The organism is Myxococcus xanthus, assembly GCF_013116825.1.
GTDB lineage: Bacteria > Myxococcota > Myxococcia > Myxococcales > Myxococcaceae > Myxococcus > Myxococcus xanthus_B.
The window spans coordinates 24968-49213 of record NZ_JABFNS010000033.1; the positions used below are offsets into that span (position 1 = coordinate 24968).

Genomic DNA, 24246 nt, shown 5'->3' on the forward strand with positions numbered 1-24246 from the left:
TGGCGCCGTGATGACTTCCAATACCCAGGAACTCCGGGCTCGGCTCGACCAGCTCCAGGCCAGCCTTTCTACGCGTGAGAGCACGACACGCTTCGCCCGCGCGGGGGTGTCCACCGTCATTGCCCTCCTGGTGGGTGGGGCGTCGGGCAAGCTCTTCTACGATTCTCTTCGCACGCCCCTGCTGGCGTGGGCGGCGGCCCTGGTGTCCGTGTCGCTGTTCGTCTACGCCTTCATCAGCTACCGCTCGGGCCGGAAGGTCCTGGTGGATGAGCTGAAGCAATACGAGTCGATGCTGGCCCTGCGCAGCGAGCTGCGGCTGGACGACCCCTCGGCGCTGCTTCCCCGGTGAGCGCCGCTCGGAAGAAGGCCTCAGCGCGCCGTCCAGGGCGTTTCATCGTCCTGGAGGGACTGGATGGGGCCGGTACCACGACGCAGGTGGAGCGGCTTGCCGCGGCCCTGCGCGCGGAGGGGCACTCGGTGCTGACCACGCGGGAGCCGTCTGACGGCCCCGTGGGGACGATGATTCGCCAGGCGCTCACGGGCCGGTTGGGACTGCCCGGAGGGGCGGGCCCGCTGGCGCCAGAGACGCTGGCGTTGCTGTTCGCCGCGGACCGGACGGACCACCTCACGGCCCGGGTGCTCCCGGCGCTGGCGGCGGGCCAGATTGTCCTGTGTGACCGCTACGTCCTGTCGTCCCTGGCCTACCAGGGCGCGTCGCTGCCCATGGAGTGGGTGGAGGCGGTGAATGCGTGCGCGGTGTCGCCGGACCTGACGCTGTTCGTCGGCGTGGCGCCGGAGGTGGCGGCACGGCGCCGCAAGGCGCGCGGCGGGGCGGCGGAGCTGTTCGAGGCGGACGAGGCACAGCGGCGGATTGCGAAGCAGTACATGGCCGCCATCCGCCGCCGGGAGAAGCACGAGCGCATCGTCCACGTCGACGGCGAGCAGGGCATCGATGCCGTGACGGCCGCGTCGTTGGTGGAGATTCGCAAGCTGCTGGCCCGCAAGCGCTGAACGGTCAGAGGTCCAGCCGCTTCAGCCGCAGGGCATTGGCGATGACGGAGACGGACGAGATGCTCATCGCCGCGCTGGCAATCATGGGGCTCAGCAGCAGCCCGAAGAAGGGGTAGAGGACCCCCGCCGCGATGGGGACGCCGAGCACGTTGTAGATGAACGCGAAGAAGAGGTTCTGGCGGATGTTGTGCACGGTGCCCCGGCTCAGGTGCCGGGCGCGGACGATGCCACGGAGGTCACCCTTCACCAGCGTGACGGCGGCGCTCTCCATGGCGATGTCAGTGCCCGTGCCCATGGCGATGCCCACGTTGGACTGGGCGAGCGCGGGCGCGTCGTTCACCCCGTCTCCGGCCATGGCCACCACGTGCCCTTCGGCCTGGAGGCGCTTCACCATCTCGTTCTTCTCCTCGGGGCGCACCTCGGCGTGGACTTCGTCGATGCCCAGGCGCCGGGCCACCGCCTCCGCCGTCGTCCGGCTGTCACCCGTGAGCATCACGAGGCGCAGCCCATCGGCGCGGAGCTGCTGAACGGCCTCGGGGGTGCTGGCCTTCACCGGGTCGGCCACGCCGAGCAGCCCGGCCAGCTTGCCGTCCACGGCGACGAACATCACCGTCTGCCCTTCTCGCCTCAGGGCCTCCGCCCTCTCCAGGAACGCCCCTGCCTCGATGCCGAGCCCCTCGAGCAGCCGGGCATTCCCGAGCGCCACCTGCGCGCCATCCACACGCCCCGTCACGCCCTGGCCCGTCACGGACTTGAAGCCGTGCGTCTCAGTGAGGACGGCGCCGCGTGCCTCTGCGCCCTTCACGATTGCGGACGCGAGCGGGTGCTCGCTCCCGCGCTCGATGCTGCCGGCCAGGTGAAGCAGCCGCGCCTCGTCGAAGCCGGGGGCGGTCACCACCGTGGTGAGGCTCGGCCTGCCCTCGGTGAGGGTGCCCGTCTTGTCGACGACGAGGGTGTCCACCTTCGCCAACTCCTCGAGCGCCGCCGCGTCCCGGATGAGGACGCCGGCCTGCGCACCACGCCCCATGCCCACCACGATGGAGATGGGCGTGGCCAGGCCCAGGGCACACGGGCACGCGATGATGAGGACCGCCACGGCGTTGACCAACGCGTGGGCGAGCCGGGGCTCGGGTCCCCACATGCTCCAGATGAACGCCGTCAGGACGGCGATGGCCACCACCGCGGGCACGAACCACCCGGAGACGGTGTCAGCCAGTCGCTGGATGGGGGCCCGGCTGCGCTGGGCCTCGGCCACCCGCTGTACGATTTGAGAGAGGAGCGTGTCGCGGCCGACGCGCTCGGCCCGCATCACGAAGCCGCCGGTGCCGTTGACCGTCCCTCCTGTCACCCGGCCGCCAGGTGTCTTCTCGGCGGGAATCGGCTCACCCGTCACCATGGACTCGTCCACGGCGCTCTCGCCCTCCAGGACCACGCCATCGACGGGGACCTTCTCGCCCGGTCGGACGCGGAGGCGGTCACCCACGTGGACCCTGTCCAGCGCCACGTCCTCTTCGCGCCCGTCCTCGCGCAGCAGCCGCGCCGTCTTCGGAGCCAGCCCGAGCAGGGCCTTCAAGGCTCCCGAGGTGGCGTGGCGGGCCCGGAGCTCCAGCACCTGCCCCAGCAGCACCAGCGTGGTGATGACCGCCGCGGCCTCGAAGTACAAGGGCACATGGCCATCATGGCCAGTGAAGGCGTGGGGCAGGAGGCCGGGGAAGAAGGTGGCGAAGACGCTGAAGCCGTAGGCGGCGCCCGTCCCAAGGGCAATCAGCGTGAACATGTTGAGGTGCCGGTTGCGCACCGACACCCAGCCCCGCTGGAAGAAGGGCCAGCCCCCCCACAGCACCACGGGCGTCGCCAGGGCGAACTGCACCCAGGCCATGAGCGGCCCTGGGATGAGGCGCTGGATGGGCTGGCCCGGAATCATCTCGGACATGCCCAGGATGAACAGCGGGAGCGAGAGGACGACGCTCACCCAGAAGCGCCGCCGCATGTCGAGGTACTCCGGGTCGGGCGCGTCCTCGAGGGTGACGGTCCGCGGCTCCAGGGCCATGCCGCAGATGGGGCACGCCCCCGGCTCGGGGCGCACGATTTGCGGGTGCATCGGGCAGACGTACTCGGTGCGCGTCAGGAGGACCGGCTGCTCGGGTTCGAGGGCCATGCCGCACTTGGGGCAGGTGCCGGGATGGTCCTGCCGCACCTCCGGGTCCATCGGGCAGATGTAGATGGCGCCCGCGGGGGCAGGCTCCGGCGGCTGGGGCTCAGGCGCGAGGTACTTCCGCGGCTCCGCCGAGAACTTCTCGCGGCACTTCGGGTTGCAAAAGAAGTACGTGTGCCCCTCGTGCACGTGGCTGCCGCCCTTCGGTGCCTGGGGGTCCACGAACATGCCGCAGACGGGGTCCTTCGTCTTGCCCTCCGGCAGGTGCGGAGGGTGGTGCCCGATGTGAGCTTCTGAGGGGAGATGAGTCGTCATCGTCGCGATTCCTTTGCCGGGGATCACGAAGCACCCCGTTTCTTCTTACAGTTCCGAGCGAAGCGGCCTGTCGCCCGAGGCGGGCGCATGGCTGCCTGCCAGGAGTGCTCTCAGGGCGAACCCGTGCGGCTTGTCAGCTCGGGTAGCAAGCAACCCCGAGGCCAGCCGTGCCAACGGGCAACCTCCGAGATTGACTCGGCTGTGCCTCCGTCTGGCGTAACCCGCGCTGTTACACCCGGACGAGGGAGGTCACACTTTTCTGCATCCCACGCTGCGGTCGCTTCGGTCAGGGGCTCAAGGCGGTGGAGGCGGTGGCTCGCCGCCTCCTGTCGTGAGTGTGTCGATGCCCGCTACGGTTGACTGCCGTACCAAGACTTGCGCCACTCAATCAGCTGACCGATCTCCTTCGTCTGTGCGTCGATGATTCCGCGGGCGAGTGCGCGAATCTCCGCGTTGCTGGTCCGGCGAAGCGCGACGCTCGCCATCAGAACAGCGCCCGAGTGGTGCGGCATCATCGAATCGATGAACGCCTTGTCGACGTCCGGTTGTCGCGCGAGCTCGGCGGTCATCAGCATGCCGCTGTTTTGCATCTCGGACTCGCTCATCATCGTCGGCACATCCGAGGAGCCGAAGTGGGCCTGCTTGAGGGCCTTCAGTTCCTCGATTTCTTGGCGTTGGTCCTGAATCATTTTCGTGGCCAGCGCGCGGAGCTCCTGACGCGTGCCGCGTTGCTCCTCGACCGTGGCCATCTCGGTGGCCATCTGGTGGTGCGCGGCCATCATGTCGATGAACCGCTCGTCGGAATAGTTGCCGTCCACGACGAGCCGCTCGGGGGCAACGTCACTGCCCATGGGCATGCCCTCATGCGACTCGTCATCTCCACATCCCGCTACCGCTGCGAGGAAGACGACCACCAGGGCGCTGCACAGCATTGAGGATTTCATATGTTCACAGCCTCCAGGGCGGACGCCTGGCATCCGGGGTGGGCCGAATTGCCAGGGCGTGCGCCGCGCCGGATGCTGTGCATGGAGGAGGCCCGCGGCACCTGTGAGCGGCGGGGTTACAGGTCACCTCACAGGGGCTTCCGAACGGCGCGCGAGGCTGCGTCGGCGATGCTGCGCGTCCCGCGGTCTGGTGGGTGATGAAGCCCAGGGGATGGGGACGCGATACATCGAGGGGGCTGGCGTCAAAGCCGATCAGGCTCTTGCCGTCCTCGTTGCCCACGTACGTGAGGCGGTCGTTCCCCGGCCTTCATCGGACGCATGCAGCTTGATTGCATGCGTTGCTCAGGGTTGCTCCTTGAAGTCATCGGAGCGCAGGCCAAAGCGCTTGAGGAGCCGGTGGAGGCTCTCGCGCTCCATGCCCGCGCGTTCAGCAGCCCGCGTCACATTGCCCCCGAATTCCCGCAGCAGCGCGATGAGGTAATCGCGCGATGCACGGTCCCTCGCCAGGTCCACCGCCTCCCGGAAGGGCATCTTCACCAGATGGTCCGCGGGCAGTGCTCCCTGTTGTCCGCCCGTGACTTCAGGGGGGAGGGCGTCAGGGCCCACCCGGGAGCCCGTGGTGATGGCCACCGCGCGTTCGATGGCATTCTCCAACTGGCGCACGTTGCCCGGCCAGTTGTACCCGGTGAGCGCGCGCAACGCGTCCGGCTCCAGGCCATCCACCATCTGCCGGTAGGTCTTCGCCGCCTTCTGTACGAAGTGCATGGCCAGCAGGGGGATGTCCTCGCGCCGCTCTCGCAGGGACGGCAGATGCACCGGGAAGACATTGAGCCGGTAGTAGAGGTCTTCGCGGAAGCGGCCCGCAGTCACTTCGGCCTTGAGGTCGCGGTGGGTGGCGGTGATGACGCGTGCGTCGATGCGGCGCGCAACCGCGTCTCCGACACGGCGCACCTCCTTGTCCTGGAGCGTGCGGTTGAGCTTCACCTGGACGGACAGGGGCAGCTCTCCAATCTCGTCCAGGAAGATGGTTCCGCCGGAGGCTGCCTCGAAGAGACCGGCCTTGGTCTCTACCGCGCCGGTGAAGGCGCCCCGGGCGTGACCGAACAGCTCGCTCTCGATGAGTTCGGAGGGCAGCGCGCCGCAGTTGACCGCGATGAAGGGCCGGTCCTTGCGTGGGCCGTGGTGGTGGATGGCCCGCGCCACCAACTCCTTGCCCGTCCCCGTCTCTCCGGTGATGAGTACCGTGATGTCCAGTTCGGAGGCGCGCTCCAGCAGGCCGTAGAGCGCACGCATGGGCGCGCTCCTGCCAATGATGTTCTGGAAGCTGTAGATGCCCTCCAGCTCGCGTCGCAGTGAGGCGGCCTGCTCCTTGAGCCGCTTGCGCTCGAGGGCGCGGGCTACCACCAGGGACGCCTCGTCCGGGTCGAAGGGCTTGGGCAGGTAGTCATAGGCCCCCTCCTTGATGGCCTCTACCGCCTTGGGGACGGAGGCGTACGCCGTCATCAGGATGACCTCGGTGGTGGGCGCATGCTGCTTGACTGCCTTGAGCACCTCGAAGCCGTCCGCTCCCGGCATTCGGATGTCCGTCACCACCACGTCGAACGGCTGCGTCTGGATGAGGGAGAGTGCACGGCCTCCGTCTTCAGCCGTCCTCACCTGATAGGCGTCACCGAGAATGCGGGTGATGAGGTGGCGCATGTTCTCCTTGTCGTCGACGACGAGAACACTCGGTCTGTCCGTCACGGCGTACTCCGGGGGAGATGCAGGGTGAATTCCGCACCACGTCCAGGCAGGTTGCGCGACTGGATGTGGCCACCGTGGGCCTGGGCGATGGCCTGCGACACCGCCAACCCCAGCCCGGTGCCGTGGGGCTTGGTGGTGAAGAAAGGCTCGAACATCCGCTTCTGTGCCTCGGGAGAGAGGCCGGGCCCGCTGTCGCGGAATGAAAGCGCCACCTCGCCTTCGTGGGCGTGGATGGCCACTGTCACCTGTCCCGAGGGACCTGCGGCCTCCATGGCGTTCTTGACCAGATTGGTGACCACCTGCCGCAGCCGCTGCGGATGCCCCGCCACCCGGGCTTCGCCTTCCACGGTGAGGGATGCCGCGGAGTGCTGGGCGGACTCCCGCTGCCGGGAGACGACCTCCTCCACCAACTCTCTCAGCTCCAGCGTCTCGCCCGGGACCTGGAGTGGCCGCGACAGGTCGAGCATCCCCTCCACGATGTCACGGCAGCGCAGCGTCTCCTCTTCGATGATGTGCAGGTCGTCCGCGAGCGGACCCTCTGCCTTGCGCTGAAGCAGGCGCACGTAGCCGAGGATGACGCCCAGGGGGTTGTTGATTTCATGCGCCACCCCCGCCGCCAGGCGGCCGATGCCCGCCAGCCGCTCGCTTTGAACCAGGCGCTCCTGGTGCTCACGCAGCGCGGCGGTCATCCGGTTGAACTGCTGCGCCAGCCTTCCGAACTCATCCGGGCGGTCCAGCGCGATGCGAGTCGTGAGGTCGCCCGCGGCGATACGGGCCGCGCCGGCCTCCAGCAGCGAGACCGGGCGGGCCACCGAGCGGCCGATGTAGAGGCCTACGCCCGCCGCGAGCAGGGCTGCGGCGGCCAGGATGGCGACCGTCCACTGGAAGCTGGCGTGCTGGACCGTGCTCGCGTGCTCCTCGAATTTGCCGATGGCGCGCTCGTAGTGCGAGGCCAGGGTGTCCGCGCTCTCCTGGATGACGTCGACCAGTTCCAGGGCCCTGGCGTGCTCACGGGCCGCGGTGGCATGGTCCTGGCGCAGCACGGCTGGCACGAGTGCCTCGCGGAAGAGCCGGTCCAACTCCATCGTGGTGCGGCGCATGGTCTCCACCTGGGCGCGTTCCTCGGAGGTGGTGGCCTGGGCCTGGACCGCTTCGAGGCGCTCCATGGCACGGTGATAGGCGCTGTCGTAGAGGGGCAGGTGGCTGGCGTTGCCGAGGATGACGGTGTGCGCCTGGTGTGCGTAGAGGTCTCTGACCGAGGTCGCGAGCGACAGCGTGGTGCGCACGGCCGTCTCCTGCCGCCGCACGCTGTGCAGGGCCTCGTGGATCTCCGCCATGCCCTCGAGCGCGGCATAGGCTGCCGCGCCGAAGGTCAGGACGAGGAGCGAGAAGGCGTAGAAGAGCCTGCGAGCGGTTCCGGACACGACATCCCCTGGCGAACGAAGGTAGGGGTTTAGCAACAGGCAGGCCACTGTGGTGCGCGCTGCATGTGGCTGAACTCATTCCTGGGCGGCGTTCCCTCATCGTTGCGGGAAGAAGGCCGGGTGTGACCAGGCCGGTCACACTGTAATGGGCCGGGGGCTCGCTTAGTGGGAGCCCTCCGCATGGACGTCCACGAGCGTCATCATCCCGGCCTCGGCGTGCTCTTGGATGTGGCAGTGGAGCATCCAGGCCCCCACGTCCTGCGGGAACATCGCCACATCCACCGTCTCCCTTGGACGAATCAGCACGGTGTCGCGCCAGTGTCCCTCGTCCACCGATGCTCCATTGCGCGCCACCACGCGGAAGAACTGGCCATGCACGTGCATGGGGTGCAGGCGGGAGGACTCGTTGACGAAACGCAGCGTGGCCCATTGGTGGGCAGGGAGCCGGTAGACCTTGTGGTGCGCGGAGGCATGCTCCCCCTCGTGGTGGAACGCCTCGTCATTGATGGTCCACTCGATGCCGAAGGGGCCTCCCCGCCTCGCATTCAGCCGGAATGTCTCCGCGGGTTGTAGTGCGCGCGCTGGAGAGAGGTCAGGGCTGGGGGGCGGGGCTACTGCTGCCACTTCGGGCGGCCGCACGACCTCTCCAGACACCACCAGCGTTGCGAGAGGGAACGGCCTGCGTGTGAAGTGGTCCATCACCTCCAGGCGCGGGTTGCTCAGCGCCTGGGGAACGGTGAAGTCCAGGTCGACGCGGTTCCCAGGCGCGAGCTCCAGGCGGGAGGCCGGCAGCGGCCGGTCCGTGGCCAGCCCGTCGATCGCGATGACAGATGCGTCCAGTCCTTCGAAGGAAGGCGCGAACACGCGCCCGTTCGCAACGTTGACCATTCGCAGGCGCACCCGCTCGCCGGGCTGCAGCGGGACTTCTGGCTGGGCCGCGCCGTTCACCGTGGAGACCTGCCCCCAGCGGCCGTCGTGCGCGAGGTCGTGGCGCGTGTTGAATCGGCCGTCAATCTGGCCACCCGCGTCGAGTCGCCAGTCGTCGAGCACCCAGACGAGCTCGCGTGAGAAAGGGCCGGGCTTCGCGTCCTCCACGATGAGCACGCCGAACAGCCCGCGCTCGACTTGCTCGCTCCCGCGCAGGTGCGGGTGAAACCAGTAGGTTCCTGCGTCCTTCACCTTGAACTCATAGACGAAGGTTCCCCCAGGTGGGATGGGAGGCTGGGTCACCCCGGGCACGCCGTCCATTCCGTTCGGAAGCCGGATGCCGTGCCAGTGGATGGTCGTCGGCTGCGGCAGCTTGTTGGTGAATCGCACGCGGACCGTGTCGCCATGGGTGGCGCGAAGGGTGGGGCCGGGGACCTGGCCGTTGTATGCCCAGACCTCCAGACTCCGGCCATCCAGGAGGGGGAGGGCTGTCGGGGCCGCGACGAGCTCGAACTCGCGCACGCGGCCCGTGGACGGGATGTCTTCAGGGTAGGGCGGTGCCACGCGCGGCTGCGGGGGCGTCGCCACGGCGGCATCCTCCTCCTGGCCGAGGCCGAGTGCCGCGAGCATTGCGAGGAGGGCAACGAGCGCTGCCCCGATGAACCAGCGATTGCGATGCATGAAGCCTCTTCACGAATGATGGAAGGCGCGGGCGAGGAGGGGACCACGCCGCCGTGGTGGCGTGGCCCGGCCCGCAAGCGCGCGAGCTCGGTGCGGAGCCTGCCCGGAACGGCGCTCTACTGGATGGTGACGAGCCCGCTGATGTGGTCCATCGCGCAGGCGTAGCGCAGCGTGCCCGACTTGCTGGGGGTGAACTCCACGGTCACCGGCGTGTCCATGGGGAGCGGCTTGTTGATGCCCAGGTCGGCCATGACGATTTCCGTGGCGCATGTCTTGGCCGTCTTGCGCGTGACCACGAGGCGGACGGGCTGCCCCGCCTTCACCTTCACGTCCGACGGTTCGAAGCCCTTGGAGGTCACCGTGAGGTCCACGGTCTGGACGCCGTTCTTGGTGGCCGGGGCCGAGGCGGGCTTCTGTGCGGGCGCAGCGGCCTTCTTGGCCGTGCCTCCGTGCGCGGAGTGATCGCCGTGCCCGGCGTGCTCGCTCTGTTTGGCGTGCTCGTCAACCGCGACCGCGGGGGCCGCGGCAATCAGGGGGAGTGCAGCAAGGAGTCCCATCAGGCTCTTCTTCATCGCTTGGTTGCTCCCAGAGTGAGGATGCCTCGGGGACGTCCGGCATCCTGTGAAGCCGGTCCGCTGGAGCACAACGCGTGCCGAGGACTGAACGCGCCTGTTCATGCGGGGTTGCCGTGGCGCGACACCTGTCCGGAGTACCCAGATGGGTTTCGCTGTAACCGTCACGGTCACAGGTGGAGCGTGATGCGGCGTCGCTCCACGGCCGCCGTGAAGTGCCGTTCATGGCCGACGCGCTGCGGGTCGCGCACGCGGTGCTGGCCACCGCGGCTGGACCTCTTCGCAGGTGTAAGCCTTTCGGGGGAGGCGCGTCAGTGGGGGGACCCGCTAGCTCGCGGGCAGGAGGAAGCCCCATGAATGCCGTTGAAGCAGCCTCGTCCCGGTCTCCCGCGGGCGCCCTGGAGCGGATGGACCTCGCCGTGTCGGGGATGACGTGCGCCGCATGCGCGCGCCGCGTGGAGCGCACTCTGAGCGAGGTGGAGGGTGTCCAGGAGTGCAGCGTCAACTTTGCCACGCGCCGGGCCAGCGTGCTCTTCGATGCTCGGACCACGTCCGTCAGTGCACTGGCCCATGCGGTGGCCGACGCCGGCTATCGCGCCGAGGTGCCCCAGGCTTCCACCGCCGAAGAGACGGACGCCGCGGAGGAGCGAGGGCTCCGGCGCCGGCTCGCCGTGGCCGTGCTCTTGGGCTTGCCGGTGGTCGTCCTGGCCATGTCCCACGGAGCGCTCGACTTCACCGGTTCCACCTGGGTGCAGCTCGGCCTGACGCTGCCAGTCATGGCGTACAGCGGTGGTCCCATCTTCCGGGCGGCGTGGGCCGCGTTGCGGCACAGGGCGGCCGACATGAACGTCCTGGTGGCGCTCGGGACCGGCGCGGCTTTCATCTACTCGGTGGTGGCCACCGTGTGGCCGACATTCATGGTCACCGGGGACCACGGAGGTCATGGCGGGCACGGAGCCGCACCTCCCATCTACTTCGAGGCGGCGGCCGCGGTGATTGCCTTCGTGCTGCTCGGGCGCTTCCTGGAATCGCGAGCACGCACCCGGGCAGGGGATGCCATCCGGCGGCTTCAGGCGTTGGCCCCTTCCATCGCCACCGTGCTGGAGAATGGCGTCGAGCGAGAGGTTCCTCTCGCCGAGGTGCGGGTGGGGGACCGGGTGGTGGTGCGTCCGGGGCAGTCCATCCCCGTCGATGGCTCCGTCGTGGATGGGGCCTCCTCGGTGGACGAATCCATGCTCACGGGGGAAAGCCTGCCGGTGGAGAAGGCAGCGGGCGCGGAGGTCTTCGCCGGGACGATGAACGGCACGGGCCGCCTGGTCTTCCGCGCCGCCAAGGTGGGGAGTGACACCGCGCTCCAGCAGATTGTGCAGGTGGTGGAGCGCGCCCAGGGCACCAAGGCGCCCATCGCGCGCCTCGCGGACGTGGTGAGCGGCGTATTCACTCCGGTGGTGCTGCTCATCGCCATCGCCACGTTCGCGGCCTGGTTCGTCCTGGCCCCCGAGGAGACGCGCCTGACGATGGCCCTGCTCAACGCGGTGGCCGTGCTGGTCATCGCTTGCCCGTGCGCCCTGGGCCTGGCCACGCCCGCGGCGCTCATGGTGGGGATGGGGCGGGGTGCGCAGCTCGGAGTGCTGGTGAAGAGCGCCGCGTCGTTGGAAGGCGCGAGCCGTATCGACACCGTGGTGCTCGACAAGACGGGCACGCTGACCCAGGGGCGCCCGGCGGTGGTCCGCGTCCTCACCGCGAGCGGCATGACGGAGGACGAAGTGCTGGCCCTCGCCGCCGCCGCCGAATCGGCGAGCGAGCATCCGCTGGCCCGTGCCGTCGTGTCCGAGGCCTCCAACCGGGGCCTGAAGGTCGGCGCGCCGGAGTCGTTCACCGCCACTCCGGGACATGGCGTGGAGGCCCAGGTTGACGGGCGCAGGGTGCTCGTGGGCAGCCGTCGGATGCTGGACGGACGGGGTGTGTCCGGGAGCGAGGACGCCGAGCGTGTGCTCACCGCGGACGGGCAGACGCCCGTGCTCATCGCGGTGGACGGGCGCTGGGTCGGCGCCATCGGCATCGCGGATCCAGAGCGGGAGGAGGCCGCCACGGTGGTCCAATCCCTGCGGAGCATGGGGCTGCACGTGGTGATGCTCACGGGCGACCATGAGGGACCGGCCGGACGGGTGGCGCGCGCGCTCGGCATCGACCGGGTCTTCGCCGGTGTGCTGCCGTCTGGCAAGGCGCACGTGGTGCGTACGCTCCAGGCGGAGGGACGGCGCGTGGCCATGGTGGGGGATGGCATCAACGACGCGCCAGCCCTGGCGGAGGCGGACCTCGGTGTCGCCATGGGGACAGGGACGGACGTGGCCCGGGACGCCGCGGGCGTCGCGCTGCTTCGCTCCGACCTGCGAGGACTGCCGGCGGCGCTCGGGCTGGCTCGCACCACGATGCGGGTCATCCGGCAGAACCTGTTCTGGGCCTTCCTCTACAACGTGCTTGGCATCCCGGTCGCGGCGGGGCTGCTCTACGGCCTGACAGGCTGGCTGTTGTCACCGATGCTGGCGAGCGTGGCCATGTCCCTGTCGAGTGTGTCGGTGCTGCTCAACAGCCTGCGTCTGCGGCGCCTGCGCTTGCCAGCGCCCCAGGCGGCCTGAGCCAGACCTTCCTTACGAAGTCCCCACGGCGCCACGGTCCTCCATTCGGGACCGTGGCGTTCGTGCATTCACGGCACCTGTAAGAGCCCGGCTCCTGGCGCGTCAACAGGGTGAACGCGGTGGACATGAGGGCGCGACCTGCTCCCTGGCCCGCTGCGTGGAACCTGCGTCCAGGGAGAGCGCGTCATGTTGGATTCTATCGAAGTGGGAGTCGTCTCTGGCAGCGTGCTGGCCGCGGCGGCCACCGTCCTGTTCTTCTTCGGCCCGCGCCAGCGCACCCGGGCCCGGAGCGAGGTGGGCGGCGCGCAGGAAGTGGACCTGATGGTGGACGGCGGCTACCGCCCCGACCGCATCGTGGTCCGCGCGGGCGTGCCGGTGAAGCTCAACGTCCTGCGCACGGACCGCTCCGCGTGCTCGGAGCAGATCGTGCTCGGCGACCTCGGCGTCTCGCGCACGCTGCCCACCGGGCGCGTGGTGACCATCGACCTGCCCGCGCTCACGCCCGGCGCGTACGACTTCACCTGCGGCATGAGCATGCTGCGCGGCCGCCTCATCGCAGAGGTCTGAACCCCGGGCCTGTAAGTCGCCGGCCCCTGCCACGTCCAAGGGGCCGAAGCCGGTCACCTGCTCCGAAAGGAATCCCATCATGAAGAAGCTCCTCGTCCTCTCCTTGTTGTCTCCCATCACGGCCTGCGCCGCCGCTCCCTGGAGCGCGCTCGACGAGGACTCCACGTCGCCCACTTCCCTGCGTGCGCCGGAGGCCCCCCGTCCGAATCTGGTCGCGGTGCTGACGGATGCCGATCCGCTGCGCGCGCCGTCGGGGATTGCCTCCGACGACGGAGTGAAGGGGAGCGACCACGCGGGCCATCCAGGACACCCAGGCGGTCATGGAGGCACCGCTCGGCAAGGCAACGCGACAGGGCATTCCTCTGGGCACTCGGGCCACGGTGGGCACTCGGGCCATGACGCGAAGCAGGGGAACGCTCACGAGGGACACGGGGGGCACTCCGATAGCACCCCGGATGCCGGCGTTCCCACCCCCAGCCACGACCATCACCAGCACTAGCCGCCCGCGACGGAGAGAGGCACCATGAAGACCTGGTCATCGTCACGTTGGAAGCGGCCCGCCGCAGGCACCCTCGTTGCGTCCATGCTCACGTTGGGGGGATGCGTCACCGTTCCCCTGGCGAATGATGCGCGTGACGTGCACACGACGCTCGGCGCTCGTTGGATGCCTGGGGACCCGATGGCCGGGCTCACCAGCGAGGCCCTCCGGGGAGAGGACGCGGATGCGGCCGTGCAGGCGCTGCTGGCCCAGCCGCTCACCGCCGACACGGCCGTCCGCATCGCCCTGCTGAACAACCGCGACCTGCGCGCCGCGATGCACGCGCTGGGTGTCGCCACTGGCAACCTGGTGCAGATGAGCCTTCCTCCCAATCCAGAGGTGGAGCTGGAGATGCGAAAGCCCACCCGTGGCGGGCAGCCTCTACAAGGGGACATCGGGCTCGAGTACGACCTGTCCGAGCTCATCCTCCTGCCGCAGCGCCGCGGGGTGGCCCTGGCCGAGCGCGCGGCCGAGCGCGCACTCACGGCGGGCGAGGTGCTGCACCTGGCCTACCGCACGCGCCTGGGCTTCTACGAGGTCCAGGCCCGGCACCAGCAACTGGAGCTGCGCAACCGGGCGCTGCAGGTCGCACAGGCGGGCTACGGCACGGCGGTGGAGCTGGAGAAGGCGGGCAACGTCCGCGCCCTGGAGGTGGCCACCGAGCGCTCCGCCGTGGAGTCCGCGCGCCTGGCCGTGGCAGAAGCCGAGAGCGCCCTGCTGGACTCGCGCGAGGCCCTCAACGTGTTGCTGGGCCTCTTTGGGCCCCGCACGCAGTGGACGGTGGATTCGCCGCTGGCCGACCCCGTCAACGACCTGGAGCTGGGGGAGGGGCTGGAGGCGCGCGCCATCGAGGCGAGCCTCGACCTGGCCGAGCTGCGCGGCCGCATGGAGGCCGCCGACCGGCGCCACGGGCTCGCGCGGACGGAGGGGTTTCTGCCCCACCTGTCCGGCGGCTTCCACGGCGAGAAGGACGAGGACCGGTGGGAGATGGGGGCGCACCTCACGGTGGGGTTGCCGCTGTTCGACCGCAAGCAGGGCGTGCGCATGGCGGCCCTTTCTTCTCGCGAGTCCCTGAAGGCCCGCTACGAGGCCACGGCCACCGCCATCCGCGCCTCGCTGCGGCAGGCCCGCGGCCGAGTGGAGTCCACGGGGCGACGAGCGCGGCACGTCCGTGACGTGCTCCTGCCGGCCCGGCGCCAGGTGCTCGACGAGACATTGCTTCAGTACAACGCCATGCAGGTGGGCGTCTTCGAGGTGCTGCGTGCCGAGGCCGCCGTGACGGATGCGGCCAGCACCTACGTGGAGACGTTGCTCGACCACCACCGCGCCCGCTCCGCGCTGGAGCAACTCCTGGCGGGTCGTCACCGAGGCTTGGAGCTGGGCTCCATCCGCGTTTCGTCGATGAGCGCGAGCGCCGGTCCGGCCGCCGCGGCGGACGCGCACTGACCTTCACATTCACGGCACTTCGACGTTGAGAGGACACACCACCATGGACCGCAGGCAGTTCATTCAGCTCGGTGCGCTCGCTGGAGGCACGCTGGTCGCAAGCCACGCCCTCGCGCAAGGACAGACCCACGCCGTGCCTTCCGCTCCCGTCAGCGCACGCGCCAGGACGCCGAGCATCGTCGCTCCGGGCGGGCAGGTGGCCGTCACCACGCCCAACGGCTCCACGCTGCCCTGGAGGAAGGTGGGGGGCGTGAAGGTGGGCCATCTGGTGGCCATGCCTGTGAAGCACACCTTCGCCCCTGGGCTGGAGGTGGAAGCATGGGGCTACAACGGCTCGACGCCAGGGCCCACCATCGAGGCGGTGGAGGGAGACCGCCTTCGCATCTACGTCACCAACCGGCTGCCCGAGCCGACCACCGTGCACTGGCACGGGCTCATCATTCCCAATGGCATGGATGGCGTGTCCGGGCTGAACCAGCGCCCCATCGCCCCCGGAGAGACCTTCGCCTACGAGTTCACGCTGAACCAGCCGGGCACGTACATGTATCACCCGCACTACGATGAGATGACCCAGATGGCGCTGGGGATGATGGGGATGTTCATTGTCCATCCGAAGCGTCCGCGCGGCCCGAGAGTGGTCCGCGACTTCGCGCTGATGACGCACGAGTGGAAGGTGCTTCCAGGCATGCGCCGGCCGGACCCCAACGCGATGAGCGACTTCAATGTCCTCACGTTCAACTCCAAGGCCTTCCCGGCCACCGAGCCGCTCGTCATCGGACGCGGGGAGCGGGTGCGCATCCGCCTGGGGAATCTGTCCGCCATGGACCACCACCCCATTCACCTGCACGGCCTGTCCTTCGAAATGACGGGGACGGATGGGGGCTTCGTCCCCGAGTCCGCCCGCTACCCGGAAACTTCGATCCTGGTGCCGGTGGGGAGCACCCGGGTCATCGAGTTCGTCGCGGACGAACCGGGTGACTGGGCCATGCACTGCCACATGACCCACCACGTGATGAACCAGATGGGACACGCGGCTCCGGTGACGCTGGGCGCTGACGCACGGGCCATCGACCGGCGGGTGCAGGCGCTGGTGCCGGGGTACATGACGATGGGGCAGGAGGGCATGGGCGGCATGGAGGAGATGGGCATGCCAATGCCGGCCAACAGCATTCCCATGAAGGGCGGCAAGGGGCCCTTCGGCCCCATCGACATGGGCGGCATGTTCACGCTCCTCAAGGTGCGCGAGAACCCGGACACCGAGGATGGGAGCGGCTGGTATGTGCACCCGAAGGGGACGGTGGCGGAAAGGGCCGACCCGGTGCGCATGGACGCGGACGGCATCAATCCGGACGAGCGCTTTGGTTGATGGCGAAGGGGCAGAGGACGGCTTGCACCGGGTCCTCCGGCCCTGTACCTGAACGGCATGAGTGACATGAATCAGGGTGCGGGTGCGGAGACCGATGGCGTGGTGCGGCCCCTGTCCGCCGACGTCATTTCCAGCCTGGTGGAGAACCACCGGGAGTTCTTGCGCTTCCTCGAGCGTCGGGTTGGGAGCCGCGCGGTGGCGGAGGACATCCTCCAGGATGCGTTCGTCCGTGGCATGGGCAAGGCGGAGACGCTCCGCGAAGATGAATCGCTGACGGCATGGTTCTACAGCGTGCTGCGCAACGCGGTCATCGACCATTACCGGCGTCGTGGCACGACGGAGCGCGCGCTGGCTTCGCTGGCCAGTGAGCTCGAGGAGGGCCATGCCCCGGAAGCGGAACTGGCGCAGGCTGTTTGCCAGTGCGTGGGCCGGCTGGCCGGCACCCTCAAGCCCGAGTATGCCGAGGCGCTGCGGCGCGTGGAGGTGGAGGGCGTCAGCGTCCCGGATTTCGCCCTGGAGGCGGGCATCACGTCCAACAACGCGGCGGTGCGACTGCACCGTGCTCGCAAGGCGCTCAAGAAACAGTTGGAGGTTTCGTGCGGTACGTGCGCCTCGCACGGCTGTCTGGACTGCACGTGCGCGACGCCGGGCGCCGAGAAGAAGCCCGGGGGCTGCGGGAGCGCGAAGGCATGACCTGACCGCGGCTTCAACGCGACATGCCCGGCTGCTCCAATCGATGGGCGCAGCCAGGCCGCGCGGAGCCCGAGTCCTTCTGGGCTTCACGCGCATGTTGGCTGTCATTGCCGCGACGGCGGCTCACACGAGGGACGGGGGGCGCGGCTGGCGGTGCGGACGGGCAAGGGGGCCCGTCCGCACACGGAGGCAGCTCATGCGGTGGGGGCGGACTCGTACCCGGCGTCGCGGAGCGCCTCGATGAGGATGTTGACGTTCGCGGTCGCGGCGTCGTGTTTCACGAGGACCTGGCCGTGCTCGAACCGCACGTTGACGTCCTGCACGCCTTCGACTTTCCGCAGCGCGGTGTTGACGTGGCTGACGCAGGACCGGCAGGTCATTCCGTCGACCTTCAGGAGGGTCTCATCATTCGGGTTCATCGGGTGGCTCCATCATCGAGCGGCGTTCATCGCCGGCTCGAAGAGGGAGACGCAGACCGTCGCGGGGACTTACAGTCGCGCCTGCTCGCCAGGGGAGGGACGGCTGAGCGGGTTGTGCAGGAATCCGCATCCAGACGAGGCAACCTCCGTTTTTGAGCATCGTGCTCTGTGTTCTCGGCCCAAACTGCGTCTTCCTGACAGTTTCAGTGTCTCGGAGAGTCAGTGCGCCACCGGTGGCTTTCGCCATGCGGATGCAGGTGGTACGGCACCCCCATTGAGGGCCCCATGTGCCGAAACCGATGGCTGCTGGCGAGCATCGTTTCCTTCGTTGCCTGTGTCTCCGAGCCGAAGAGGCTGCCCGCCTCGATGGACCCATCGAATCCAGATGCGCCCGAGGCCCCGCCTGCGCCCCAGTTGACCGCGTTCGCGGCCTCCACCCCGGAAGTGCCTGCGCCTGACATGTCGCAAGGAGAGATGGGGCACTCCCATCACGGTGCATCCTCGGATGGAGGCGCTGTCGGCTACACGTGCCCCATGCACCCTGAGGTGCAGTCCAGCCAGCCTGGAAGGTGCCCGAAGTGTGGCATGGAGTTGATCCCGGAGACGCCCGGAGGTGCGGAGGAGGGGGACGCAGGGGCACCCGGCGCTGCACCTGCCGGCCATGACCACGCCCCCGGTCACGGAGGGCATCCGTGAGGCTGTCCTTGCTCGTGGGTGCGGCACTGCTAGCAGGAGGGTGCGCGTCCATCCAGAAGGAGCGAGGCCATGCGGAGGTTGCGGCGCTCGTCGAGGAGCGGCTGGGCCACAAGACACGTTGGAACCAGGGGACGCCGGAGGATGCCGAGGTCGCGCGCCATCTCGACGCGCTCCTGAAGGAGGACCTCACCTCGGACCATTCGGTGGAGGTGGCCCTGCTCAACAATCCGGCGCTCCAGGCCACCTACGAGGACCTGGGCGTCTCGCAGGCCGACATGGTTCAGGCCGGTCTCCTCTCCAACCCGACTTTGGACGGGAGCATCGGCTTTCCCATCTCCGGGCGTGGTGTGTCAGAGCACGAGGTCTCGTTGGTGCAGGACTTCGTGGATCTCTTCACGCTGCCGCTGCGCAAGCGCGTCGCCCAGGAGCAGTTCATGGCGGACACGCTACGGGTGGCGCACGAGGCGCTGGCCACCGCGGCCAAGGTGCGCAAGGCCTTCAGCGAAGTGCAGGCGCTCCAACAGCTCATGGAGCTGCGCCGCATGGCGCTCCAGGCGGCCGTGGCGGCGGCGGACCTCTCCGCCCGGCTGCGCACCGCGGGCAACATCACCGAGCTGGAGCTTGCGAGTGAACAGGCCGCCGCCGAGGGAGCCCGGCTCGAACTGGCGGAGGGTGAGCTCGCCTTGATCGAGGCGCGGGAGAGCCTCAACCGCCTCATGGGGTTGTGGGGGCCCCGTACGCAATGGACTCTCTCCGAGAAGCTCCCGCCGCTGCCTGACCAGGAGGTCTCACTGGCGCACCTGGAGTCGCTCGCCATCCGTCAACGGCTGGACATCGACGCCGCCCGAAAGCAGGTCATGCTGCTCTGGAATGCGCTGGAGATCGCGCGGAGTACTCGCTTCTTCGGGCGCGTGGAAGTGGGCGTTCACGAGCACCGGGACGCGGACGGCCCCAGGCTCTTTGGTCCGACCCTGTCTCTGGAGTTGCCCATCTTCGACCAGCGCCAGGCGCTCATCGCCCGGCTGGAAGCGCAGCACCGCCAGGGGGAGCGCCGGCTGATGGAGCTGTCCGTCAACACCCGCTCGGAAGTGCGCGCCGCCCGCGCCCGGCTGCTGGCGCTTCGCCAGGTGGCCGACCGCTACCGGCGAGTGGTGTTGCCCCTTCGTGAGAAGGTCGTCGAGCAGTCGCAGCTCCAATACAACGCCATGCAGATTGGCCTCTTTCAACTGCTCTCCGCCAAGCGCGAGCAGGTGGAGGCGTATCAGGGCTACATCGAGGCCGTCCGCGACTACTGGATGGCGCGGGCAGACCTCGAGCAACTCGTGGGTGGCCGGCTGCGGGAGGGCCGCGTGGCACCCTCGCCATCCCCCTCGCGGCCTTCCCAACACGTACCCCCTGGGCCGCCCAGCCCGCCCGCGCAGCCAGCACAACCCGGGACACCCACCGGGCACGAACAGGACGTCCCCCATGGCACGGAGAGCCCCCATGAGCACCCGCACGACTGACGCCGAGGGCGCACCGAGCCGCGATGACGACGCCACTGGACCTCTGGAGCGCAGGGGGGATTCTGGTAACGCTCCGGCGATTGCAGCCGAGGGAACGCTGACGCGGCGGAGCATGCTGGCCACGGCGGGAGCCACGCTCACCGGAGGCGCGCTGCTCCTGAGTGGCTCCGCGGCGCGCGCCCAGTCATCCGTCCCAGGCGCACGCGGGGCTCGTGAGGGCTCCGCGCCTGACAGCCGCCAGCGGTCTGCGCGGCAGGACTGGCTGCGCCCCGGAGTGCCCGGCCGGGACTACCGGCCCGTGGTGGTGCCCAATGGCTCCAAGTTGCCATGGAAGGTCGTGGGCAACGTGAAGGTCTTCCACCTGGTGGCCGAGGAGGTGGAGCATGAGTTTGCCCCGGGGCTGAAAGCCCGCTGCTGGGGCTACAACGGCCGAGTCCACGGGCCCACCATCGAAGCGGTGGAGGGTGACCGGGTGCGCATCTACGTCACGAACCGGCTACCCGCGGCCACCACCGTTCACTGGCACGGACTCCTGCTTCCCAGCGGTATGGATGGTGTGGGCGGCCTCAGCCAGAAGTCCATCGCTCCGGGTGAGACGTTCCGGTACGAGTTCACCCTGCGCCAGGCGAGTACGAACATGTACCACTCGCACCATGACGAGATGACGCAGATTGGCCTCGGGATGACAGGAATGTTCATCATCCACCCGCGCCGACCCGTGGGGCCCCGCGTCGACAGGGACTTCGTCATCCTCCTGCATGAGTGGCGCATCGATGTCGGAACGGAGCGGCCCAATCCCAATGAGATGACGGACTTCAACGTGCTCACCATGAACGCGAAGGCGTTCCCGGGCACGGAGCCGCTCGTGGCGCGCCAGGGCGAGCGGGTGCGCATCCGGCTGGGCAACCTGAGCCCGCAGAACCATCACCCCATCCACCTGCACGGCTTCCACTTCCGTATCACCGAGACGGATGGCGGGCGCGTCCCCGAGTCCGCGCAGCAGCCGGAGGGAACGGTGCTCGTCCCCGTGGGCAGCACACGCGCCATCGAGTTCGTGGCGGACGTGCCCGGGGACTGGGCCATGCATTGTCACATGACGCACCACATGATGAATCAGATGGGCCATGACTTCCCCAATCTGATTGGCGTGAAGCCGGGGGGCCTGGACGCGAGGGTCCGCACATTGCTGCCGGGCTACATGACGATGGGCCAGACGGGGATGGCGGAGATGGGCGAGATGGGGATGCCCGTTCCGCCCAACTCCATTCCCATGCTGGGGGCCCAGGGCAAGCACGATTACATCACGGCGGGAGGCATGTTCACCGTGCTCAAGGTCCGCGAACGGTTGGAGAGCTACGCGGACCCTGGCTGGTACGACAACCCGCCCGGCACGCTGGCGGTGGCGGCCACCTCGGACGAACTGCGCCGGGACGGTATCGACGTGAACGCCCCGGCGCGGGTTGATCCCGGCGCACCGGCCTGAGCCGAGCCGGGCCTGCCTCTCGGGGGCGCTAGAGAAACGCCTCAAGGGCCGACTGAAGTTCGGAGTCGCCATAGAAGCTCTCGCGCACGAAGAGGGTTTGGTCTTTGATTTCAATACTCTTCGTGCCCGGGTCGTGCCGATGGGGCGACTGTTCCCCGGCGCAGGTTCGCTGTGGGGCCCGTCAGCGTGCAGCCGCGGCGCGACTCACGCTCTGGGGGGCCGTTCGGGAGAGGGAGCCCAGCCACCGCTTGAACATCTTCTGGAGCGCGGACCGGGAGCCTTCGGAAACCAGCGATTGGACACCGAAGAGGATTTGATAGGCATCCAGGTGCTGGTACCCGACTTCGGCCCAGAACTGGGCTTCGGTCGTGATGGGATTGGAGCCGTGGAAGGTGCCCGGCACCTTGATGTTGGGGAGTTGCGTGTAGGGGCCGGGAAGGGCGCCGCCAGCTTCCGAGGCCAGGACGGCGAGGTTGACCAGTTTCGTGATGTCCGCGGGGACCTTTCCACCATCCCAGTTCGCGGGATAGAGGGTGGGAATCTCCTTGAGGCTGTCGACGACCCACGCGTGTGGCACCGCGTCGAGGCTGTTCCAGATGTTCTGGTTCCAGGCGTATTGGGGCTGGGGCAGGTTCAGGCTGACCGGCGGGAACACCCGCTCGAAGAACTGGGAGAGCCCCTGATTGCCAGGGGTGGGACCTGCGGCCGGGAGCACGTAGACGTGGTCCCAGTCCCCGGTGCTGAATGGCCCGCCTGATGGATTGAACAGGGCCAGCGCGAGCGTCGGCGCCAGCGCGCCGCCCAGACTGTGGCCACTGAAGATGAGCGTCTTTGAGCCCGTCGCGCTCACCGAGCGTAGAAATTCCACCAAGGTTTGCTGGGTCGTCAGCGTGTCGGTCATGCCCAGCAGATTGTTGACGCCCAGCGCGGTCCCCGTCGAGAGAACGGGCCAGGGATTGATTCCCGAAGGGACTCCGTAGGACGGCAGGTTCGGGAACGCAGCCGTCCAGAGCTGGGTGGTGTTGACGCTGTTGTCCTCTTGATTCTTGTCATAGTCGGAAGACGCGTTGGTTCCCGCGATGGCGACGACGTAGACGGACTGGTCGGGGCTCGCCGCGACGTACATGACATTGTCCGCGTAGCTCGTTGGGCTTTCCTGGTCCACGAACACCGCCGGGCCCCAGACGAGCGACCATTGCCCCTCCATGGCCTTCTTGACGTCCGACAGGGCCAGGAAGGTGGTGAGCTTGGTTTGCAGTGTCTTGGCCAGCCTCTTGGCGTCGCCTGGTGTGTCGCCCACGCCGTTGGACTCCCAGGCGAGGAGGAAGGCCTTCTGACAGAGATTGAGGGGAAGGGTGGTGGATGACATAGGGGTCCTCTGTGCTGTTGTGAGACCCACCCAGGGATACTGAGTGGGATATGGGCCTCCCGGGCTTCGGCCCGCGTGCCCGCTCGCCGGAAGTGCAGGGGAGGTGCCAACACCGCAACCTGAGGGAATTTCTCACTGCCCCCTGGCTAGGAAGCAGGCCTCGCCTGGGAAATGACGTGTCAGCCCTCTGTTTTGACGTGTCTGTTCTCTCCGCGATTCCTATTGCATCGGCGGAGAGCGGGACCGCCCGTGAGGAGTTGGTCGTTCATGCGTCGTCTCGGAGCGCGCCTGCCGATGAAGCTCCCGGGCCGAGGCAATCGCGACGCCCGTCAGGCGTAGTCGATGCAGGCCATTGCCTTGGAGTGCTCCCATGTTCCGCTGCCCGTTGCCATTCGTGCTGCGCGTCCTCCTGCCCGCGATGGCTTCCTCCGCCGCGTCTCCAGAAGCGGAGCGCTGGTGGGGGCACGTTCGCGTGCTCGCGGATGATGCGCTCGAGGGGCGGGAGACGGGCCATGGACAATGCGACGGGCGTGCATCCGGAAGGGCGTACCCGCCCTGTTCTTCAAGTTCGGCCATGCGCCGGGCTCTCCCGAGGAGCGCGCGGTGAAGGCCTGGCACGCCCGGCACTATCACGCGCCCTCCGATGACCTGCGCCAGCCGATGGACCGAGAGGCAGCGGCGAAGTTCGTTCGGCTGCTCTCGGACCTCACCCTCACCGTGGCCAACCCAGTCTCCAAACCTGCCCCCTTTTGTGAGGCGCGGAGTGCGTGCAGAGTGAAGCGCTTCTCGCGGAGGCCCAGACGGCCATGTCCATGCTCCAGGTTCCCAGTCCCATGCGCCGACGTTCGGGCGCCGTCCTCGTCCTCGCCACCGCCATGCTATTCACCGGAGCCGCGCCGGAGAGCGCCCAGGAGCAGGTGCTGGGTTCAGCGGGAAGCGACCCGCGCATCGAGGCCGTGGCGATGCCATGCAAGAGGGGCCAGCGTGCGCTGCGTGTTCGCCGCGGCGACGCGAAGCGCACGGCGACACTGTCCGAGCCCTATGACGCACTCACGTGCGATGTGGTGAAGGCCACGGCGTCTGGATGGAACTGGACCGGTGGCGATGAGTCGACCTCCTGGACCCTGCATCTCCGGGCCGTGGACCTCCTGGGTGGGCCAACGGCGCTCCTCATCACCCACGCGGCCGGCTACGAACATGTGCACCGCCAGCATGCCCTGTTCCTCGCGGACGCGAAGGGCGTGACCCGGGCCTGGGAGGGGACCGAGGGGCAGGGCCCCACCTCCTCCAGCGTGGAGGTCCAGGACGGCCGGCTTCTCTTCACACGCACACTCGACATCGGCGTGGGAGATTCGGCGGACAGCTGGGCCCTCTCCGAGCTGCGCTGGGACGTGGGACGGAAGAAGGTGGTGGAGCGGCCTGCCGAAGCCTGGGCCGTCATCCTCCGTACGGAGGACTCGGTGCCGGCGGCCCGCGCGGCCGAGGCGCGGTTGGAAGCGGACTGCAAGGGCTCGACGCTGCTCATGGTGAACACCAACGACTTCGCGCGGCTCACCCGGGACAAGTGGGTGGTGGCCAGCTTCCTGCCGACACGCCAGGGCGCCGAGGTCGCGCTCCGGCGGCTGCGGCCGTGCGCACCGGACGCGTACCTCAAGCGCGTCCAGTGAGTGCCGTCGCACACGGTGGATACGGCGAGCCCGCAGGTATTGACTCGCCAGGCTCCACCGCAATGGGATGAAGAGGGCGCTCTCCC

20 protein-coding genes are annotated in these 24246 nt (G+C 68.7%); 12 read left to right on the forward strand and 8 right to left on the reverse strand.

Annotated features, from left to right (window positions below):
* Nucleotides 1-10: 10 nt before the first annotated feature.
* Both HNV26_RS12160 and tmk read left to right on the forward strand, forming a co-directional pair.
* Nucleotides 11-349, forward strand: a complete 339-nt coding sequence (locus tag HNV26_RS12160) for a hypothetical protein (protein WP_216612149.1) — start codon at nucleotides 11-13, stop codon at nucleotides 347-349.
* Nucleotides 346-1011, forward strand: a complete 666-nt coding sequence (gene tmk / locus HNV26_RS12165) for a dTMP kinase (RefSeq protein ID WP_171441750.1) — start codon at nucleotides 346-348, stop codon at nucleotides 1009-1011. The genes HNV26_RS12160 and tmk overlap by 4 nt, the downstream gene beginning before the upstream one ends.
* A gap of 4 nt (nucleotides 1012-1015) precedes the next feature.
* On the opposite strand, the gene HNV26_RS12170 is transcribed toward tmk, so the two are convergent.
* The 6 genes from HNV26_RS12170 to HNV26_RS12195 form a co-directional block, all read right to left on the reverse strand.
* The gene (locus HNV26_RS12170) at nucleotides 1016-3481 is read right to left on the reverse strand and encodes a heavy metal translocating P-type ATPase (protein WP_171441751.1); all 2466 of its coding nucleotides are present in this window, start codon (nucleotides 3479-3481) and stop codon (nucleotides 1016-1018) included.
* Nucleotides 3482-3831: 350 nt separating this feature from the next.
* Nucleotides 3832-4458, reverse strand: a complete 627-nt coding sequence (locus HNV26_RS12175) for a DUF305 domain-containing protein (RefSeq protein WP_366816856.1) — start codon at nucleotides 4456-4458, stop codon at nucleotides 3832-3834.
* Between the two features lie 309 nt (nucleotides 4459-4767).
* Complete coding sequence (locus HNV26_RS12180; RefSeq protein WP_171441753.1) at nucleotides 4768-6168, reverse strand: sigma-54-dependent transcriptional regulator; 1401 nt, start codon at nucleotides 6166-6168, stop codon at nucleotides 4768-4770.
* The gene (locus HNV26_RS38955) at nucleotides 6165-7592 is read right to left on the reverse strand and encodes a sensor histidine kinase (RefSeq protein ID WP_171441754.1); all 1428 of its coding nucleotides are present in this window, start codon (nucleotides 7590-7592) and stop codon (nucleotides 6165-6167) included. The genes HNV26_RS12180 and HNV26_RS38955 overlap by 4 nt, the downstream gene beginning before the upstream one ends.
* A gap of 162 nt (nucleotides 7593-7754) precedes the next feature.
* Nucleotides 7755-9149, reverse strand: a complete 1395-nt coding sequence (locus tag HNV26_RS12190; RefSeq protein ID WP_253816496.1) for a multicopper oxidase family protein — start codon at nucleotides 9147-9149, stop codon at nucleotides 7755-7757.
* Between the two features lie 167 nt (nucleotides 9150-9316).
* Entirely contained in the window at nucleotides 9317-9772 is a 456-nt protein-coding gene (locus tag HNV26_RS12195; protein WP_171441756.1) for a cupredoxin domain-containing protein, read from the reverse strand.
* A 353-nt stretch (nucleotides 9773-10125) separates the two neighbouring features.
* On the opposite strand from HNV26_RS12195, the gene HNV26_RS12200 reads away from it, so the two are divergent.
* The 6 genes from HNV26_RS12200 (at nucleotide 10126) to HNV26_RS12225 (ending at nucleotide 17021) form a co-directional block, all read left to right on the forward strand.
* On the forward strand, nucleotides 10126-12411 hold the full coding sequence (locus HNV26_RS12200; protein ID WP_171441757.1) for a heavy metal translocating P-type ATPase: 2286 nt from the start codon (nucleotides 10126-10128) through the stop codon (nucleotides 12409-12411).
* A 186-nt stretch (nucleotides 12412-12597) separates the two neighbouring features.
* The gene (locus tag HNV26_RS12205) at nucleotides 12598-12978 is read left to right on the forward strand and encodes a cupredoxin domain-containing protein (RefSeq protein ID WP_011553456.1); all 381 of its coding nucleotides are present in this window, start codon (nucleotides 12598-12600) and stop codon (nucleotides 12976-12978) included.
* 79 nt (nucleotides 12979-13057) lie between these two features.
* A complete protein-coding gene (locus HNV26_RS12210; RefSeq protein WP_171441758.1) occupies nucleotides 13058-13477 on the forward strand; it encodes a hypothetical protein in 420 nt (139 codons plus the stop codon).
* Between the two features lie 24 nt (nucleotides 13478-13501).
* A complete protein-coding gene (locus tag HNV26_RS12215; RefSeq protein ID WP_171441759.1) occupies nucleotides 13502-14962 on the forward strand; it encodes a TolC family protein in 1461 nt (486 codons plus the stop codon).
* 43 nt (nucleotides 14963-15005) lie between these two features.
* Nucleotides 15006-16328: a multicopper oxidase family protein gene (locus HNV26_RS12220; protein ID WP_171441760.1), complete on the forward strand. Its 1323-nt coding sequence runs from the start codon at nucleotides 15006-15008 to the stop codon at nucleotides 16326-16328.
* A gap of 57 nt (nucleotides 16329-16385) precedes the next feature.
* Nucleotides 16386-17021 (forward strand): RNA polymerase sigma factor, encoded by a 636-nt coding sequence (locus HNV26_RS12225; RefSeq protein ID WP_171441761.1) that lies wholly within the window; start codon nucleotides 16386-16388, stop codon nucleotides 17019-17021.
* A gap of 194 nt (nucleotides 17022-17215) precedes the next feature.
* On the opposite strand, the gene HNV26_RS12230 is transcribed toward HNV26_RS12225, so the two are convergent.
* The gene (locus tag HNV26_RS12230) at nucleotides 17216-17440 is read right to left on the reverse strand and encodes a heavy-metal-associated domain-containing protein (RefSeq protein WP_171441762.1); all 225 of its coding nucleotides are present in this window, start codon (nucleotides 17438-17440) and stop codon (nucleotides 17216-17218) included.
* Between the two features lie 534 nt (nucleotides 17441-17974).
* Here HNV26_RS12230 and HNV26_RS38355 point away from each other — a divergent pair.
* The 3 genes from HNV26_RS38355 to HNV26_RS12240 are packed head-to-tail and all read left to right on the forward strand — an operon-like array spanning nucleotide 17975 to nucleotide 21124.
* The gene (locus HNV26_RS38355) at nucleotides 17975-18136 is read left to right on the forward strand and encodes a heavy metal-binding domain-containing protein (protein WP_253816497.1); all 162 of its coding nucleotides are present in this window, start codon (nucleotides 17975-17977) and stop codon (nucleotides 18134-18136) included.
* The gene (locus HNV26_RS12235; RefSeq protein ID WP_171441763.1) at nucleotides 18133-19641 is read left to right on the forward strand and encodes a TolC family protein; all 1509 of its coding nucleotides are present in this window, start codon (nucleotides 18133-18135) and stop codon (nucleotides 19639-19641) included. Before HNV26_RS38355 ends, HNV26_RS12235 begins: the two co-directional genes overlap by 4 nt.
* The gene (locus HNV26_RS12240; protein ID WP_171441764.1) at nucleotides 19622-21124 is read left to right on the forward strand and encodes a multicopper oxidase family protein; all 1503 of its coding nucleotides are present in this window, start codon (nucleotides 19622-19624) and stop codon (nucleotides 21122-21124) included. The genes HNV26_RS12235 and HNV26_RS12240 overlap by 20 nt, the downstream gene beginning before the upstream one ends.
* A gap of 181 nt (nucleotides 21125-21305) precedes the next feature.
* On the opposite strand, the gene HNV26_RS12245 is transcribed toward HNV26_RS12240, so the two are convergent.
* Nucleotides 21306-22493: a lipase family protein gene (locus HNV26_RS12245; RefSeq protein ID WP_171441765.1), complete on the reverse strand. Its 1188-nt coding sequence runs from the start codon at nucleotides 22491-22493 to the stop codon at nucleotides 21306-21308.
* A gap of 833 nt (nucleotides 22494-23326) precedes the next feature.
* On the opposite strand from HNV26_RS12245, the gene HNV26_RS12250 reads away from it, so the two are divergent.
* The gene (locus HNV26_RS12250) at nucleotides 23327-24160 is read left to right on the forward strand and encodes a hypothetical protein (RefSeq protein ID WP_253816498.1); all 834 of its coding nucleotides are present in this window, start codon (nucleotides 23327-23329) and stop codon (nucleotides 24158-24160) included.
* Nucleotides 24161-24246 lie beyond the last annotated feature (86 nt).

What these genes read in the sequence shown, in the direction of transcription:
- HNV26_RS12210 (WP_171441758.1), top strand. Translation starts at nt 13,058, where the DNA reads ATGAAGAAGCTCCTCGTCCTCTCCTTGTTGTCTCCCATCACGGCCTGC.
- HNV26_RS12175 (WP_366816856.1), bottom strand. Translation starts at nt 4,458, where the DNA reads ATGCCAGGCGTCCGCCCTGGAGGCTGTGAACATATGAAATCCTCAATG.
- HNV26_RS12200 (WP_171441757.1), top strand. Translation starts at nt 10,126, where the DNA reads ATGAATGCCGTTGAAGCAGCCTCGTCCCGGTCTCCCGCGGGCGCCCTG.
- HNV26_RS12195 (WP_171441756.1), bottom strand. Translation starts at nt 9,772, where the DNA reads ATGAAGAAGAGCCTGATGGGACTCCTTGCTGCACTCCCCCTGATTGCC.
- HNV26_RS12240 (WP_171441764.1), top strand. Translation starts at nt 19,622, where the DNA reads ATGAGCACCCGCACGACTGACGCCGAGGGCGCACCGAGCCGCGATGAC.
- HNV26_RS12230 (WP_171441762.1), bottom strand. Translation starts at nt 17,440, where the DNA reads ATGAACCCGAATGATGAGACCCTCCTGAAGGTCGACGGAATGACCTGC.
- HNV26_RS12250 (WP_253816498.1), top strand. Translation starts at nt 23,327, where the DNA reads ATGCGCCGACGTTCGGGCGCCGTCCTCGTCCTCGCCACCGCCATGCTA.
- HNV26_RS12170 (WP_171441751.1), bottom strand. Translation starts at nt 3,481, where the DNA reads ATGACGACTCATCTCCCCTCAGAAGCTCACATCGGGCACCACCCTCCG.
- HNV26_RS12160 (WP_216612149.1), top strand. Translation starts at nt 11, where the DNA reads ATGACTTCCAATACCCAGGAACTCCGGGCTCGGCTCGACCAGCTCCAG.
- HNV26_RS38355 (WP_253816497.1), top strand. Translation starts at nt 17,975, where the DNA reads ATGCACCCTGAGGTGCAGTCCAGCCAGCCTGGAAGGTGCCCGAAGTGT.
- HNV26_RS12225 (WP_171441761.1), top strand. Translation starts at nt 16,386, where the DNA reads ATGAGTGACATGAATCAGGGTGCGGGTGCGGAGACCGATGGCGTGGTG.
- HNV26_RS12215 (WP_171441759.1), top strand. Translation starts at nt 13,502, where the DNA reads ATGAAGACCTGGTCATCGTCACGTTGGAAGCGGCCCGCCGCAGGCACC.
- HNV26_RS12245 (WP_171441765.1), bottom strand. Translation starts at nt 22,493, where the DNA reads ATGTCATCCACCACCCTTCCCCTCAATCTCTGTCAGAAGGCCTTCCTC.
- HNV26_RS12190 (WP_253816496.1), bottom strand. Translation starts at nt 9,149, where the DNA reads ATGCTCGCGGCACTCGGCCTCGGCCAGGAGGAGGATGCCGCCGTGGCG.
- HNV26_RS12220 (WP_171441760.1), top strand. Translation starts at nt 15,006, where the DNA reads ATGGACCGCAGGCAGTTCATTCAGCTCGGTGCGCTCGCTGGAGGCACG.
- HNV26_RS12205 (WP_011553456.1), top strand. Translation starts at nt 12,598, where the DNA reads ATGTTGGATTCTATCGAAGTGGGAGTCGTCTCTGGCAGCGTGCTGGCC.